General features: G+C 70.3%; 12 protein-coding genes and 2 pseudogenes. 7 read left to right on the top strand and 7 right to left on the bottom strand.

Annotated features, from left to right (window positions below):
• The first annotated feature begins 72 nt into the window (after positions 1-72).
• A complete protein-coding gene (locus ACY34J_RS05035; RefSeq protein WP_462725258.1) occupies positions 73-528 on the top strand; it encodes a MarR family winged helix-turn-helix transcriptional regulator in 456 nt (151 codons plus the stop codon).
• A gap of 32 nt (positions 529-560) precedes the next feature.
• Here ACY34J_RS05035 and ACY34J_RS05030 read toward each other — a convergent pair whose 3' ends face one another.
• Entirely contained in the window at positions 561-1,286 is a 726-nt protein-coding gene (locus ACY34J_RS05030) for a L,D-transpeptidase family protein (RefSeq protein ID WP_462725257.1), read from the bottom strand.
• 235 nt (positions 1,287-1,521) lie between these two features.
• Between ACY34J_RS05030 and ACY34J_RS05025 the strand changes: the two genes are divergently transcribed.
• Positions 1,522-3,405 carry an ABC transporter transmembrane domain-containing protein gene (locus ACY34J_RS05025; protein WP_462725256.1) on the top strand — a complete coding sequence of 628 codons (1,884 nt, stop codon included), beginning with the start codon at positions 1,522-1,524 and terminating at the stop codon, positions 3,403-3,405.
• Positions 3,402-5,183 carry an ABC transporter ATP-binding protein gene (locus ACY34J_RS05020; protein ID WP_462725255.1) on the top strand — a complete coding sequence of 594 codons (1,782 nt, stop codon included), beginning with the start codon at positions 3,402-3,404 and terminating at the stop codon, positions 5,181-5,183. Before ACY34J_RS05025 ends, ACY34J_RS05020 begins: the two co-directional genes overlap by 4 nt.
• An 11-nt stretch (positions 5,184-5,194) precedes the next feature.
• On the opposite strand, the gene ACY34J_RS05015 is transcribed toward ACY34J_RS05020, so the two are convergent.
• Positions 5,195-5,986, bottom strand: a complete 792-nt coding sequence (locus ACY34J_RS05015; RefSeq protein ID WP_462725254.1) for a metal-dependent hydrolase — start codon at positions 5,984-5,986, stop codon at positions 5,195-5,197.
• Positions 5,987-6,098: 112 nt separating this feature from the next.
• Here ACY34J_RS05015 and ACY34J_RS05010 point away from each other — a divergent pair, with 112 nt between their 5' ends.
• Positions 6,099-8,624, top strand: coding sequence for a DEAD/DEAH box helicase (locus ACY34J_RS05010; RefSeq protein WP_462725253.1), 2,526 nt, complete (start codon positions 6,099-6,101; stop codon positions 8,622-8,624).
• A 34-nt stretch (positions 8,625-8,658) separates the two neighbouring features.
• Entirely contained in the window at positions 8,659-9,519 is an 861-nt protein-coding gene (locus ACY34J_RS05005; RefSeq protein WP_462725252.1) for an acyl-CoA thioesterase, read from the top strand.
• Positions 9,520-9,585: 66 nt separating this feature from the next.
• Here the strand turns inward: ACY34J_RS05005 and ACY34J_RS05000 are convergent, their stop codons facing one another.
• From ACY34J_RS05000 to ACY34J_RS04985, 4 genes and pseudogenes are all read right to left on the bottom strand, one after another.
• Positions 9,586-10,506, bottom strand: a complete 921-nt coding sequence (locus tag ACY34J_RS05000; RefSeq protein WP_462725251.1) for a DUF6397 family protein — start codon at positions 10,504-10,506, stop codon at positions 9,586-9,588.
• 105 nt (positions 10,507-10,611) lie between these two features.
• The gene (locus ACY34J_RS04995; RefSeq protein WP_462725250.1) at positions 10,612-11,022 is read right to left on the bottom strand and encodes a roadblock/LC7 domain-containing protein; all 411 of its coding nucleotides are present in this window, start codon (positions 11,020-11,022) and stop codon (positions 10,612-10,614) included.
• 92 nt (positions 11,023-11,114) lie between these two features.
• Positions 11,115-11,713, bottom strand: a pseudogene (locus ACY34J_RS04990) (GTP-binding protein).
• Positions 11,694-11,885, bottom strand: a pseudogene (locus ACY34J_RS04985) (DUF742 domain-containing protein); the annotation flags it as partial. The pseudogenes ACY34J_RS04990 and ACY34J_RS04985, both read right to left, overlap by 20 nt.
• Positions 11,886-11,959: 74 nt before the next feature.
• On the opposite strand from ACY34J_RS04985, the gene ACY34J_RS04980 reads away from it, so the two are divergent.
• A complete protein-coding gene (locus ACY34J_RS04980) occupies positions 11,960-12,565 on the top strand; it encodes a class I SAM-dependent methyltransferase (protein WP_462725249.1) in 606 nt (201 codons plus the stop codon).
• Here the strand turns inward: ACY34J_RS04980 and ACY34J_RS04975 are convergent.
• Positions 12,550-13,449: an oxygenase MpaB family protein gene (locus tag ACY34J_RS04975; RefSeq protein WP_462725344.1), complete on the bottom strand. Its 900-nt coding sequence runs from the start codon at positions 13,447-13,449 to the stop codon at positions 12,550-12,552. The two genes, ACY34J_RS04980 and ACY34J_RS04975, sit on opposite strands and share 16 nt — an antisense overlap.
• 266 nt (positions 13,450-13,715) lie before the next feature.
• Between ACY34J_RS04975 and ACY34J_RS04970 the strand changes: the two genes are divergently transcribed.
• A complete protein-coding gene (locus ACY34J_RS04970) occupies positions 13,716-14,516 on the top strand; it encodes a hypothetical protein (protein WP_462725248.1) in 801 nt (266 codons plus the stop codon).
• The last annotated feature ends 127 nt before the right edge of the window (positions 14,517-14,643 follow it).

Genomic DNA, 14,643 nt, shown 5'->3' with positions numbered 1-14,643 from the left:
GGCGACAGCTCATGGAGCATAGCTCATCGTTACCTATATTCACAATGAGCGAGATCCTGATAATCTTCGGGCATGCCCTCCACCGACACCGCCTCCGCGGATCCGTCCGGCCTGCTCGCCGAGCAGCTGCTGTGGCTCACCCGCCGGCTGCACCGGGCGCAGCGGCGCCATCTCGAGCCGCTGGGTCTCACCCCCGCCCAGTCGCGGCTGCTGCGCGCGGTGACCCACTTCGACGAACCTCCGCGGATGGCGGATCTGGCGCAGCGGCTCGAGGTGGTGCCCCGGGCGGTCACGACGCTGGTGGACGCTTTGGAGGCGAACGGCTGCGTACGGCGCGTACCGGACCCGGTGAACCGCCGTGTGGTGCGGATCGAGCTGACCGACGCCGGGCGGGCCACGTTGAGGGCGCTGCGTGCGGCGCGCCGCGCCGCCGCCGAGGACATTCTGGCGCCGCTGACCGCCGATCAGCGCACGGTGCTCGGCGGCCTGCTGTCCGAGCTGCTGGTGGGCAACGGTCAGCGCTGCTGAGAATCCCCGACAGCGCTCCCGTCGGGGTTGCTTCACCCGGCGAGGTGCGGTGTGTCCCCCATGACGACGACCGGGTGTTTCGCCGGGTCGAGAGCCCGGAGCAGGTAGCGCATGCCGGACTTCGGCAGGCTCACGCACGCCGAGGTGCCGCTGCCGTGGTCCAGGTGCAGCCAGATGCCACCGCCCTTCGACTGCCCCTGGGGCCGCGTCGGGTCGATCGGGGACGTGCCCGTGACGCGGTTGTAGTCGATGGCGATGACGTAGTCGAAGTCGTGCCAGTGCGTCTTCGGCCAGTAGTGCGGCGCCGTGAACGCCGCGGAGTGGTGGTACGGCAGGCCGGAGCCCGGGTCGGGCAGCGCTCCCCCGGCGTCGGAAACGGTGAACACCCCGACGGGGCTGCGCTTGTCGCCCTCCCGGTGGTGGGTGGTCCAGCCGCGCTTGCCGTTGTGCGCGGTCCAGCTGCGCGTGCGCCGCCAGGTCGTGCCCTGCTTGGTGTAGAGGACGACTCTGGCATTCGGGGAGTTGACGCCTTGGCCGTAGACGGCGACGACCTGACGCGAGTCGGCCGGAATCTTCGACTGGAGCCTGTCCCCCACCTCCGGGATGCGGGTGAGGCCCGACGCCGGCGAGGCGTTCGGTGCCGCCGCCCCGTGGCCCGCACCTTTCCGCGCAGGAGCGCTGCCGTCGCCACAGCCCGCGAGAAGGGCGATGCCTGCCGCCGCGGCGGCCACTGTTCGCACGATGCCGGATACGCGCATACGCCCCATACTCCCATCGGCGTATGTCAGTCGTGGAAGCGGACCGGCCGCCGGCTCAGCCGCCTCTGACGAGACCCCGCCCAGCTCATACGTCACTCTCGTGGTCGGGAGAGTTCGGTCCTCATGGCCGATTTTCGTCCGAATGCGGTCTCGCCACCGGAAATTCAATTGAAAGCGATGTCACCGGAGCGCCAACCTTCACTTCCCACCGCCGAGACCGATGCCTGGGAACGTCATGCAGATTCGCGATCTTCCGTATCCCGATCCCGGCGTCCCGGACGTACGGTCCGGCTCCCGGTTCCTGCTGTGGCTCGGCAGACGTCAGCTGGGCGGGCAGGTCAAGTCCCTGTTGTGGGGCACCCTGCACATGGCGGGCGTCGCCCTGCTGCCCGCGGCCGTTGGTCTGGCCGTGCAGGCGGTGGTGGACCGCTCCGGCCACGGACTGGCTCTCGCCGGCGGGCTGATGGTCCTGCTGGGCGCAATCATCGCGCTGGGCGACACCATGCTGCACCGTGTCGCGATCACCAACTGGATCACCGCGGCGGCGCGCGTGCAGCAGCTCCTCGCCCGCAAGACGGCGGAGATGGGGGCCACCTTGACCCGCCGCGTGGCCGCGGGCGAGATCACGGCGGTGTCGACCGGAGACGTGGAGAAGATCGGCTGGTTCGTGGAAGCCCTCTCCCGCTTCGCCGCGGCCGCCCTCACCACCCTGGCCGTGTGCGTCGCCCTGGTTGTCTACCAGCCGGCCCTGGGACTGGTCGTCGCTGTCGCCGTACCCGTCCTGGCGCTCGCCGTCCTCCCGCTACTGCCGCCCGCCACCCGGCGGGCCGACGAACAGCGTGAGAAGGCGGGCCGGGCGACCGAGCTCGCGTCGGACACCGTGGCGGGTCTGCGGGTGCTGCGCGGCATCGGCGGCGAGGAACTGTTCCTCGGCCGCTACCGGCGCGCCTCCCAGGAGGTGCGCAGAGCCGCGGTGCGCAGTGCCCGGATGTGGGCCCTGATCGGCGCGGTGCAGGTGGCGCTGCCGGGCCTGCTGCTGATCGCGGTCGTCTGGTACGGAGCGGCTCTCGCCCACGCCGGCCGGATCGCCGTCGGGCAACTGGTCACGGTCTACGGCGCGGTGACGTTCCTGCTGTTCCCGTTGCGTCACTTCGAGGAGATCGCGATGGCCTACTCCTTCTCCCGGCCGTCGGCGAAGCGAGCCGCAGGTGTGCTGTCGCTGCGGCGCACGGCGGACACATGCGCTGACCGAGAAGTCCAGGTGCCGCTCAAGGGCGATCTGTACGACCCGGTCAGCGGGCTGCTCGCTCCTGCCGGACAGTTCACCGCGGTGGCGTGCGGTGACCCGGACGCGGCGGGGCGGCTCGCCGACCGGCTCGGCGGGCACCCGCCGCGAGAGGCGGAGGACGGGCCCGAACCGTCGGTTCTGCTCGGCGGGGTGGCGCTCGACGAACTGCCGCTGGAACGGGCCCGGGCCGCCGTACTCGTCCAGGACAAGGACCCGGTGCTGCTGTCCGGGACGCTCGCCGAACTCCTCGACGTACCCGCATCCGGGGCCGTCGGGGCGGTGCAGGCGCTCGCCGCCGCGCAGTGCGCGGATGTTCTGGCGGCGCTCACGCCGTCGTCCGTGGACGACTCCGGCGACCCTATGCGAAGCCGGATCACCGAGCGCGGGCGGTCACTGTCCGGCGGTCAGCGACAGCGGCTGGCCCTGGCCCGCTCGCTGGTCGCCGACCCGGATGTGCTCGTCCTGGACGAACCGACGAGCGCCGTCGACTCGCACACCGAGGTCCGGATCGCGGACGGGCTGCGGGGCGTCCGCGCGGGCCGTACCACGGTGGTGTTCACGTCGAGTCCGCTGTTGCTGGACCGGGCCGACCAAGTGGTGTTCCTGCCGGAGGGCAAAGTCGCCGCGGTCGGCCCCCACCACGAACTGCTGCGCACCCACCCCGCATACCGGGCTGTCGTCACCCGCGAGACGGACGACGAACTGCGCACGCAGCCCGGACCGGCGGAACAGGCGGCATGCGATGGGCCGCGCGCCCAGGCCGGGCAGACGGCCGGAACGGCAGAAAGGGCAGAGCAGGCGGAGCTGGCGCAGATCGAGGAGTCGGCATGATTGGCGTGGCACCCCCGGTGCACGACCCCGCGGCACCGGAGACGGCGACGACCCTGCCGGTCGGTTCGCCCGCGACCGTACGCCGTTATGTGAAGGAGCTGCTGCGGCGGCATCGCCGCGCCTTCGCACTGCTGCTGACCGTGAACGCGGTTGCGGTGGTCGCCTCTACGGTCGGCCCCTGTCTGCTGGGCGGTCTGGTGGAAGAGCTGGCGAAGGGCAGTCGCGATCTCCACTTGGCACGCACGATCGCACTCTTCGCGGCGGCGCTCGCCGTACAGACAGCGTTCCAGCGGTTGGTACGGCTGCGCGGCGCGATGCTCGGCGAGCAGATGCTGGCGGACCTCCGCGAGGACTTCCTTGTGCGGTCCGTGGCCCTGCCCCCGGGCGTCCTGGAACGGGCCGGCACCGGTGATCTGCTGTCCCGCATCACCACCGACATCGACCGGCTGTCCGATGCCATGCGCCAGGCGGTGCCGCAGCTGGCGATCGGCGTGGTGTGGACCGCACTGCTGCTCGGTGCGCTGGGGGTCACCGCACCGCCGCTGGCTCTCGCCGTCCTCGTCGCGGTGCCGGTCCTGCTCATCGGCTGCCGCTGGTACTACCGTCGGGCACCCGGCGCCTATCGGTCCGAGGCCGCCGGCTACGCGGCGGTGGCCGCGGCGCTCACCGAGACCGTGGACGCCGGGCGGACCATCGAGGCGCACCGGCTCGGCCCGCGCCGGGTGGCCCTGTCCGAGCAGCGGATCCGGGAGTGGACCGCGTGGGAGCGCTACACCCTGTGGCTGCGCTCCGTGCTCTTCCCGGTGATCAACGTCTCGTATGTGCTGATCCTCGGCTCGGTGCTGATGATCGGGGGCGGGTGCGTGCTGCGGGGGTGGATCACGGTCGGGGAGCTGACGGCGGGTGCGCTGCTGGCGCAGATGCTCGTGGAACCGATCGGATTGATCCTGCGCTGGTACGACGAGCTGCAGGTGGCCCAAGTGTCCATCGCCCGGCTGGTGGGGGTCCGGGAGATCGAGTCGGTCGATACGGACCAGCGCATCGGTCCCGACGGCCGCGAGGTCCGGGCGAAGCAGGTCCGCTTCGGCTACCGCGCGGGCAGTGATGTGCTGCACGAGGTGTCGCTGACGGTCCGGCCGGGGACGCGACTGGCACTGGTCGGACCCTCCGGCGCGGGGAAGTCCACGCTGGGCCGACTGCTGGCCGGCATCTACGCACCGCGGGCGGGCGAGGTCACTCTTGGCGGTGCCCAGCTGGCCCGGATGCCCGCCGAGCGGGTGCGCGAGCATGTCGCGCTGGTCAACCAGGAGCACCACGTCTTTGTGGGCACCCTGCGGGACAACCTGCTGCTGGCACGTACCGGCGCCTCGGACGCCGAACTGTGGGCGGCGCTGGACGCGGTGGACGCGGACAGCTGGGCGCAGGCGCTGGAGGACGGCCTGGACACGGAGGTCGGCTCGGGCCGGCTGGCGCTCACCCCGGCGCAGGCGCAGCAGGTCGCTCTGGCCCGGCTGGTCCTGGCGGATCCGCACACGCTCGTGCTGGACGAGGCCACGTCGCTGCTGGATCCGCGGGCGGCACGGCACCTGGAGCGGTCGCTGGCGCGTCTGCTGGACGGTCGCACGGTCGTGGCGATCGCGCACCGGTTGCACACCGCGCATGACGCGGACGTGATCGCCGTCGTCGAGGACGGGCGGATCAGGGAACTCGGCAGCCATGACGCGCTGGTCGCGGCGGACGGTGCGTATGCGGCGCTGTGGCGCTCCTGGCACGGCTGACGCGCCCGCGGTCAGAGCACCCCGAGCGCTCCGAGGCCGCTCATTCCTCCCAGCAGCATGAAGACGGGCATGAGGACCTTCAGTTCGACCCAGCTGCCGGCCCGGAAGCGCATGGCCTTGGGCGGGCCGACCGGGTACCAGCGCTTGCGGCCGACGGGTATCGGCCACAGGATCGGGCAGCCGGAGATGGTGATGGCGTCGCCGATGTCGTGCACCAGGGCCCCGAGAACAATGGGCAGGGCCAGCCAGAGGTATTCCTGACCGGGCGCCGAGAACAGCCAGTCGGAACCGCCCCCCGGTTTGTTCAGCACATCCGCGAGGATCCAGGCGCTGGTGGCGCCGAGCAGCCACACCAGGATGTCGCTGGACACCCGCGCCGCGCGCCACAGCAGGCCCTCGACGGCGAGCACCATGTGGACGAAGAGGATGCCCAGCACGGCCCAGCGGCCACCGATCATCGCCAGCGCGGCCGATCCGACACCGATCAGTACCGCCCACAGCCAGGTGTGGGTGAGTGTGCGGTGACCGCCCGAGCGGCGTGCGTCGCCCGGCGTCTTCGTGGCCTTGTAGACGGCGTGCGAGATCTTGTCGATGACCTCGCACAAGGTCCGGGAGACGGGACCGAATGCCCGCGATATCGTCGCTGCCTTGTGGTCGAGGTCCGGGGCGAGCGCCGCTCCCGCGCAGATGAAGCCGCCGGCGACAAGCACCGGCCACGGCATCGGGTGGTCGGTCGCGGCGGCTGCCGCACCCACCCCCAGCCAGGCCGCGGCTCCCGACAGCGAATGCGCCGGTCCCATCATGGTCGTTCCCCACCCCTTTGCTGTTGTGCTGACCCCGCTGGCGCCACAGCGTATCGTCAGACGATCTTCGATCTGTCGGCCGGTTCCCTTCTGCGGCCCGCGGGCAGGCAGTATGGAGGGCGTGACGACCCTTATCGATCATCTGCCGGACAACGCCGATCCCGATGCCCTCTTCGAAGCGTTCTCGACGTGGGCCGAAGGGCGGGGCATCTCGCTCTACCCCGCCCAAGAGGAAGCGCTGATCGAGGTGGTCTCGGGGGCGAACGTCATCCTGTCCACACCCACGGGCTCGGGTAAGAGCATGGTTGCGGCCGGTGCTCACTTCACCGCGCTGGCCAACGACCAGGTGACCTTCTACACCGCGCCGATCAAGGCGCTGGTGTCGGAGAAGTTCTTCGACCTGTGCAAGCTCTTCGGCACCGAGAACGTCGGCATGCTGACCGGCGACGCGTCGGTCAACCCGGACGCGCCCGTGATCTGCTGTACCGCCGAGGTGCTGGCCTCCATCGCGCTGCGGGATGGCAAGGACGCGGACATCGGCCAGGTGGTGATGGACGAGTTCCACTTCTACGCCGAGCCGGACCGTGGCTGGGCGTGGCAGATCCCCCTGCTGGAACTGCCTCAGGCGCAGTTCATTCTGATGTCGGCGACGCTCGGCGACGTCTCCCGGTTCGAGAAGGACCTCACCCGCCGCACCGGCCGGCCCACCGCCGTCGTACGGTCCGCGACCCGGCCCGTACCGCTGTCGTACGAGTACCGCACGACGCCGCTCACCGAGACGCTCACCGAGCTGCTGGAGACCCACCAGGCGCCGGTCTATATCGTGCACTTCACACAGGCGGCGGCGGTGGAGCGGGCGCAGGCGCTGATGAGCATCAACATGTGCACGCGCGAGGAGAAGGACGAGATCGCCGCACTGATCGGGAACTTCCGGTTCACCACCAAGTTCGGCCGCAACTTGTCGCGTTTTGTCCGGCATGGCATTGGTGTTCACCACGCCGGGATGCTGCCGAAGTACCGACGGCTGGTGGAGCGACTGGCGCAGGCCGGGCTGCTGAAGGTCATCTGCGGCACGGACACGCTCGGCGTCGGCGTCAACGTGCCCATCCGCACTGTGCTGTTCACCGCGCTGACGAAGTACGACGGCAGCCGCGTGCGTACCCTCAGGGCCCGGGAGTTCCACCAGATCGCGGGGCGCGCCGGCCGCGCGGGCTTCGACACCGCCGGTTTCGTCGTCGCCCAGGCGCCCGAGCACGTCATCGAGAACGAGAAGGCCTTGGCGAAGGCGGGCGACGACCCGAAGAAGCGCCGCAAGGTGGTCCGCAAGAAGGCCCCGGAGGGCTTCGTCAACTGGGGCCAGAACACCTTCGAGAAGCTGATCGCCTCCGAACCCGAGCCGCTGACCTCCCGCTTCCGTGTGACACACGCGATGCTGCTGTCCGTGATCGCCCGGCCCGGCAACGCCTTCGACGCGATGCGCCGGCTGCTGGAGGACAACCACGAGGACCGGCGCTCCCAGCTGCGCCACATCCGCCGGGCCATCGCGATCTACCGCTCCCTGCTGGACGGCGGGGTCGTCGAACGGCTTGAGGAGCCGGATGCCGAGGGCCGGATCGTACGGCTGACGGTGGACCTGCAGCAGGACTTCGCCCTCAACCAGCCGCTGTCGACCTTCGCGCTCGCGGCCTTCGAACTGCTGGACCCCGAGTCGCCGTCCTACGCCCTGGACATGGTGTCGGTCGTGGAATCCACGCTCGACGACCCGCGCCAGATTCTCGCCGCCCAGCAGAACAAGGCACGCGGCGAGGCCGTCGCCGCGATGAAGGCCGAGGGCGTGGAGTACGAGGAGCGGATGGAGCGGCTGCAGGACGTGTCGTACCCCCAGCCGCTGGAGGAACTGCTGTCCCACGCGTACGGCGTCTACCGCAAGAGCCATCCGTGGGTGGGCGACCACCCGCTCTCGCCGAAGTCGGTCGTCCGCGACATGTACGAGCGGGCCATGACCTTCTCCGAATTCATCTCCTTCTACGACCTCGCCCGCACCGAGGGCATTGTGCTGCGCTATCTGGCCGGCGCCTACAAGGCCCTGGAGCACACCGTCCCGGACGATCTGAAGTCCGACGACTTCCAGGATCTGGTCGCCTGGCTCGGGGAGATGGTCCGGCAGGTCGACTCCAGCCTCCTGGACGAGTGGGAGCAGCTGGCCAATCCGGAGGAGGAGTCCGCGGAGGAGGCACAGGACCGCGCCGACCAGGTCAAGCCGGTCACGGCCAACCCCCGTGCCTTCCGGGTGCTGGTGCGCAACGCGATGTTCCGCCGGGTGGAGCTGGCGGCCCTCGACAAGGTCGAGGAGCTGGGCGAGATGGACGCCGAGTCCGGCTGGGACGAGGACGCCTGGGCCGAGGCGATGGACGCGTACTGGGACGAGTACGACGACCTGGGCACCGGCCCGGACGCACGCGGACCGAAGCTGCTGCAGATCGAGGAGCAGCCCGAAAACGGCCTGTGGAAGGTCCGGCAGACCTTTGCCGACCCGAACGGCGACCATGACTGGGGTATCAGCGCCGAGGTGGACCTGGCCGCCTCCGACGCGGAAGGCCGCGCGGTCATCCGGGTCACGGACGTGGGCCAGCTGTAGTCCACGCGACGCGACCGAAGAAGGAGCAGCGACGATGACAAACCCGGCCGACCGACTGGTTGATCTGCTCGATCTGGAACAGATCGAGCAGAACATCTTCCGCGGCCGCAGCCCCGATGAGTCGCTGCAGCGGGTGTTCGGCGGCCAGGTCGCCGGGCAAGCGCTGGTGGCGGCCGGGCGGACCACGGACGGGGACCGACCGGTGCACTCCCTGCACGCGTACTTTCTGCGGCCGGGCCGGCCGGGCGTGCCGATCGTGTACCTGGTAGAGCGCGTACGTGACGGGCGCTCCTTCACCACGCGCAGGGTGGTGGCCGTGCAGCAGGGCCGCACCATCTTCAACTTGACCGCCTCCTTTCATCAGCCGGAGCCAGGCTTCGAACAGCAACTGCCCATGCCCGAGGTCCCCGGGCCGGAGGAGCTGCCGAACCTGGCTGACGAGATCCGTGAACACCTCGGCGTCCTGCCCGAGTCCCTTGAGCGGATGGCACGTCGGCAGCCTTTCGACATCCGTTATGTGGAGCGGCTGCGCTGGACCAAGGAAGAGCTCGAAGGCGCCGAGCCTCGAAGTGCCGTATGGATGAGGGCGGTGGGTCCGCTCGGCGACGACCCGCTCGTCCACACCTGCGCGGTCACCTACGCCAGCGACATGATGCTGCTGGACGCGGTGCGCGTTCCGATCGAACCGCTGTGGGGCTCGCGCGGTTTCGACATCGCCTCCCTCGACCACGCCATGTGGTTCCACCGGCCGTTCCGAGCCGACCAGTGGTTCCTGTACGAGCAGGAGTCGCCCACCGCCACCGGGGCCAGGGGCCTCGCCCGCGGTCAGATCTACGACCGCGAGGGCCGGCTTCTGGTCTCTGTCATGCAGGAGGGGCTGTTCAGACCGGTATGACGACCGCAGACGTGTCAGCCCGGCGCAAGGGGAACTGCTCGCAACAGCTGGGCAGCTGACGGGCTTTCATTGTCCACGGCCCTGCAGCCACTTTCTCAGTCCGCGCGGCCGCGGCCTCGGCGCCGTATGCTCCTGCCCCTCCCTCGGGCGGGCTTCCGGTGCCGGCGCGGGCTCCGGGCCGAGGTCCGGCATGGACGCCGGTGAACCGGGCCGCGGCGCCTGCCGTACCGAGCGGGCCGCGTCCAGGGCGAGGATCAGGCTGAGGCGCTGCCAGAGAATCTCATCCGGGTCGTCGGCCGTGAGCAGCCCCTCGACCACGCTCCAGGATGGGCCGGCGTCGGCACGCACGGGAACCAGCGCGGGCCGCAGTCTGCGCAAGTAGGCTCGCTCATAGGGATCCTCGACGACGTCGGCGAGCTCATCCCCACCCAGCACCGCGGCCGATACCGCGGCCCGCTCCCATGGATCGTCCGTCTGCCGGACGAGCTGCCCGATACGGCGGCTGCGCCAGTTGCGGGCCCGCCAGTCCTCCCCGGCATCGAGCATGGCTCGCAGCCGCTGAGGCGTACTACCGGACAGCAGCTGCGGCTCCTTCTCAGCGAATCTCCGCAACTCCGCTGCCGTGTACAGCCATACGACCGCGCGGTAGCGATTGACGTAGAACTTGACGGGGCTGAAGCAGCCGACCCTGGCGAGACGGGTGAACCGCCCGGGCCCGATCCCCATCAGCTCGGCTCCCTCCGCCGTGCCGACCAGCCGGAGCCGGTCACGCAGCGCATCGGGAAAGCCGTCGGCCGCCCGAAGCCGCTCCACTTCCGCCCGCGGCACCCGCCGTCGCCCGGTCCCGGCGACGGCCACGGTGCGTACCTCTTCCAGTAGCACCGCGGTCTCCAACTCGCGTGGCTTCAGGTCCAGCTCGTCCGCCGCCCTGCCGAAGGCGAGCGTCTCCTCCGCACCCTGCGTCGCGCGCCGTTCCTTCACCGCCATGACGGTCCTCCCCCGCTGCGATCCGATCACTCTCGGTGATGACCGTAGCGGGGAAGGCCGATCTTCCGCTCCCCCTGTGGATAACTCTGGAGTCGGCGGCTCTGGTCAGAGCTCGGCCACGCTCCCGCCGCGTTCCCGGGCGGCGACACCGAGATGTTCACCGACCCGGTTGACCAGCAGTGTCATCTCGTAGGCGACCTGGCCGATGTCGGCGTCCCCGGTGCTGAGCACGCACAGGCAACTCCCGTCGCCCGCCGCCGTCACAAACAGCACCGCGTCCTCAAACTCGATCATCGTCTGGCGTACCCGCCCAGCCCTGAAGTGGCGCCCCGATCCCTTGGCGAGACTATGCAGTCCCGACGCGACCGCGGCCAGATGCTCGCCGTCCTCCCGGGCGAGCCCCGCGCTGGACGCTGTCACCAGTCCGTCGTTCGACAGCACCAGCGCATGCGACACGTACTCGACCCGCTTCGTCAGGTCATCGAGCAGCCAGTCGAGCCCCTTGTCAAGTGCCATGCGCAGCCTCCCCGTTTCGGCATGTCCCCTCACCTGCCGTGCCAGCCTCCATCACCTGGGCCGTCTCGGCAACCCGCCCTGCCGCCGGGAGCTCAGCTCACCGAGTCGAGCAGTCGCAGCAGAGTGGAACCGCCCTGCGTACTCGACCAGCCGGATCAGAACCTCCTTCCCCGAATCGCGGTGTCCCGCGCGTTGCACAGCACTACCGGTGTGCCGCGGTCGAGATCCAAGGCGCGCGACACCTCGTGCGCGCCATACGACCGGGAATCGGGGAAGCAGTTGACCGCCACCACGAAGGGTACGGACCGGCGCTCGAAGTAGTCGACCGCCGGAAAGCAGTCCTCCAGCCTGCGGGTGTCCGCGAGAACCACGGCGCCCAGCGCGCCGGTCGCCAACTCGTCCCCAAGAAACCAGAAACGATCCTGCCCGGGTGTGCCGAAGAGGTAGAGCGACAGGCCGGCCCTGATGGTGATGCGCCCGAAGTCCATGGCCACGGTGGTGCTGATCTTCCGGTCGACGCCTGCCGTGTCGTCGACCGACTACCCGGCCTCGCTGAGCAGTTCCTCGGTACACAGCGGCCGGACCTCGCTGACCGAGCCGACATGGGTGGTCTTGCCCACCCCGAACCCCCTGCCACCAGAATCTTCAGGGCAAGGGCAGGCTCAGCGGCGTCAGAGCGCACGGAGTCCATCAATCACCTCTCTCAGGATGTTCACGTCGGTCAGCCGTGCCAGCGGGGCGGGCCCACTGACGCGGACGTATTCCAGTTCCAGCAGTTCGCTGAGGAGAACCCGCACCATCCCAAGGGGCCGGCCGGCGTCATTGGCGAGGTCGGCCGCCGACCGGCTCTCGTCTCGGCAGAGAGATCCCCGCGTACCGCCGTAGATGGCGCACCGCCAGGATCCCCGGTGGCCACCGGGGAGGGGATGATGGAACCATGGACTACGACCACGCTGATGTGCGGGAGTTCTTCGCGGCCCGCGCCGACGACTGGGATACCCGCTTCCCTGACGATGGCCCGGCCTACCAGGCGGCAGTGGCGGAGCTCGGCCTGCGCGCGGGTGACTGCGTTCTCGACGCCGGCTGTGGCACCGGCCGGGCGCTGCCCGCGCTGCGTGCGGCGGTGGGCCAGGACGGCACGGTGCTGGGCGTCGATCTGACCCCGGAAATGCTGTGCACCGCGGTCCGCGCCGGGCGGGACCACATCGCACGGCTGGCCGTCGCCGACGTCGCCCGGCTGCCGCTGCGGGACGCCTCGCTGGACGCGGTGTTCGCGGCCGGTCTGGTGACGCACCTGCCGGAGCCCGCGGCGGGACTGCGGGAACTGGCCCGCGTGGTACGGCCGGGCGGTCTGCTCGCGCTCTTCCACCCGGTGGGGCGGGCCGCGCTCGCCGCCCGCAAGGGGCATCAGATCACCCCCGACGACCTGCGCGCAGAGCCGAACCTGCGCCCCCTGCTGGCGACCGCCGGCTGGCAGTTGGCCTCGTACACCGACGAGGACACGCGCTACCTGGCGATCGCGGTCCGTCAGCCCGGCTCCTGAGCCCCCTCCACCCGCGCGACGGGGCAACCGGGGCTGCCCGGCCCTGGGAAGGTGCCGAGCTCGGCGATACGGAAGCCGTTCGGGTAGCCCTTGATCTGCGGGTTCTGGCGGGCGTAGTGCGGTGTGCGGCGCGGCGGGAGCAGCCGGACGGCCCTCGCCCGAAGCCGTAGCGCACCCCGCACCAGGGTCTTGGTGACGGGCTTCGGCGGCTCGTAGCGGAAGGCCCACAGCAGAGAGTCGTCGAGGAGCGCCATACTCGCGCCGCGGACCAGCGGTGCGAGGGGGCGCGGGTACCAGGACGCCATCAGATCGAGGGTCGCGTCGGAGACCCTGCGCGCCCCCTCGTCCCAGCCGAAGTGCTCCCGCTCGTAGGCATCCAGACAGCGTTCGAAGTCCTCGTAGGTGTGCGGCAGTTCCTTGATGCCCATGCGTTTGCCGAGGGTGCGGTAGTACGCCGCCGTGGCGCGCAGCTCATGGTCACAGAGGCGGCGCCAGCCGTACGCGTCCAGCCACCGCTTCGGCACCACCACGAACGTGCACAGGACGTAGCGCATGTCGTCGTTGCTGATGTCGTAGCTGCGGTGCATCCGGTTGATGCGGCGGATGGCCGTACGGCCGTCCTCGCTGTCGAAACCGTGCTCCAGGACCGCGTCGAGGAGCAGGGCCGTGTCGTCGTACCGCTTCTGCGAACGGCCGGTCAGCTCGGCGGTCTCGGCGAGCAGCCCTCCGATGCTCGGCACCGCGTAGGTGCGGTAGAGGGCCAGTTCCAGCGCGCGCGTCACATCCCAGGGGAATTCGTACGTCACCATGATGCGGTAGATCCTCAGGAAGTCCTTCTCCGGATCGAGCCGCAGGATCTCCTTGAGCCAGTCGTAGCGCTTCACGCCGACCTCACCCCATTTGTCCGCCAGCTTGTCCAACTCTACACGGTTCACGAGCACTTGACCGTTTTCATGGCATCCCCGCCCGAGGTCCCGGCGCACTGGGGAGCGGGCAGGCAGTGGCTGGGGAAGGCACCCCGGGCCGTTGGGCTTGCGCTGACCGACCGATTCCGGGTAGGTGCAGGTCGGGCTGGTCGCGTCAACCTCTCGACGGCAGGGTTACCCAGTGGTTAGGGTTCGCGCACCACCGAGCGAAGGGATAACCGACGGTGTCCGCGACGGACGACGCCCAGGACAGCGACGACGCGCTGTTCGTGCTGACCGCGGTGCTGCTTACGCCCGCGCAGTTCCCGAGCGTGCTCGGCGACGACTACCCCGAGGCCTGTTCCGCGCTCGGCATCGAACCGTACGACCACGGGTACGGCCTGGTGCTCGGCCAGGACGGTGAAGGCGCCCGGTGGACGGTGATCATCGACGACGTGTCGCTCGTCGCCTGTGCCATCGCGGCCTGGGACTGCGGCATGGAGTACGACCTGTCCCCGGACGAGCGCAGCGTGGTGCTTGCCCTGCCCGGCTGGCCGCTGGCGGTGGCTGTCGCGGCGCCGGGCGTCCCCGCACCCCACGATCCCGCGCCCGACCCGGAGTTCGGCGATGCGGACCGGTCACCGCTCGCGCCGCCGGACTCCGAGCAGTGGGGACCGGCGCAGCGCAGGCTCGGCGCGGACGAGATCGCCTTGCAGTGGGCCATGTGGCGGGAGCAGGTCGACGGCGAGGTGGAGTTCGTCGAGCCGGGCGAGCGGCCGAACAGCGCGGTGCGCAGAGTGCTCGAGGAGGCGCGCGCCTATATCGACACGCCCCCGCCGCCCGGCCGTATCCGCTCGGCCTACGCCTCGGGCGGCGCCAGGACGCTGCGCGTGGACGGGCCGGGCTGGAGCCTTGTGGCGCGTACGGACGACATCGCGTTCGTGCTCCTTGACGACGAACCGGGCGAGGTCCTTCCAGTCGGCCGCGGGCCGGAGTTGCCGGAGCTCCTCAAGGCCCTCGACGAGCTGGCGGTACGGCCTGCCTGACCTCAGGCCCGCGCACAGCGTGCAGTGCATCGGCGTGGCGCGGGAGCACGCCTGGCGGATCGTGCGCTGCGCAGGCCGGCGAGCGCTGATGTGGTCAACTTCCACACGGACGCGGCCGGTGGACGCC

The organism is Streptomyces sp. HSS9-12 (assembly GCF_054963655.1).
Note: the sequence above shows the minus strand (reverse complement) of the source record. Positions and strands in the feature narration are given on the sequence as shown.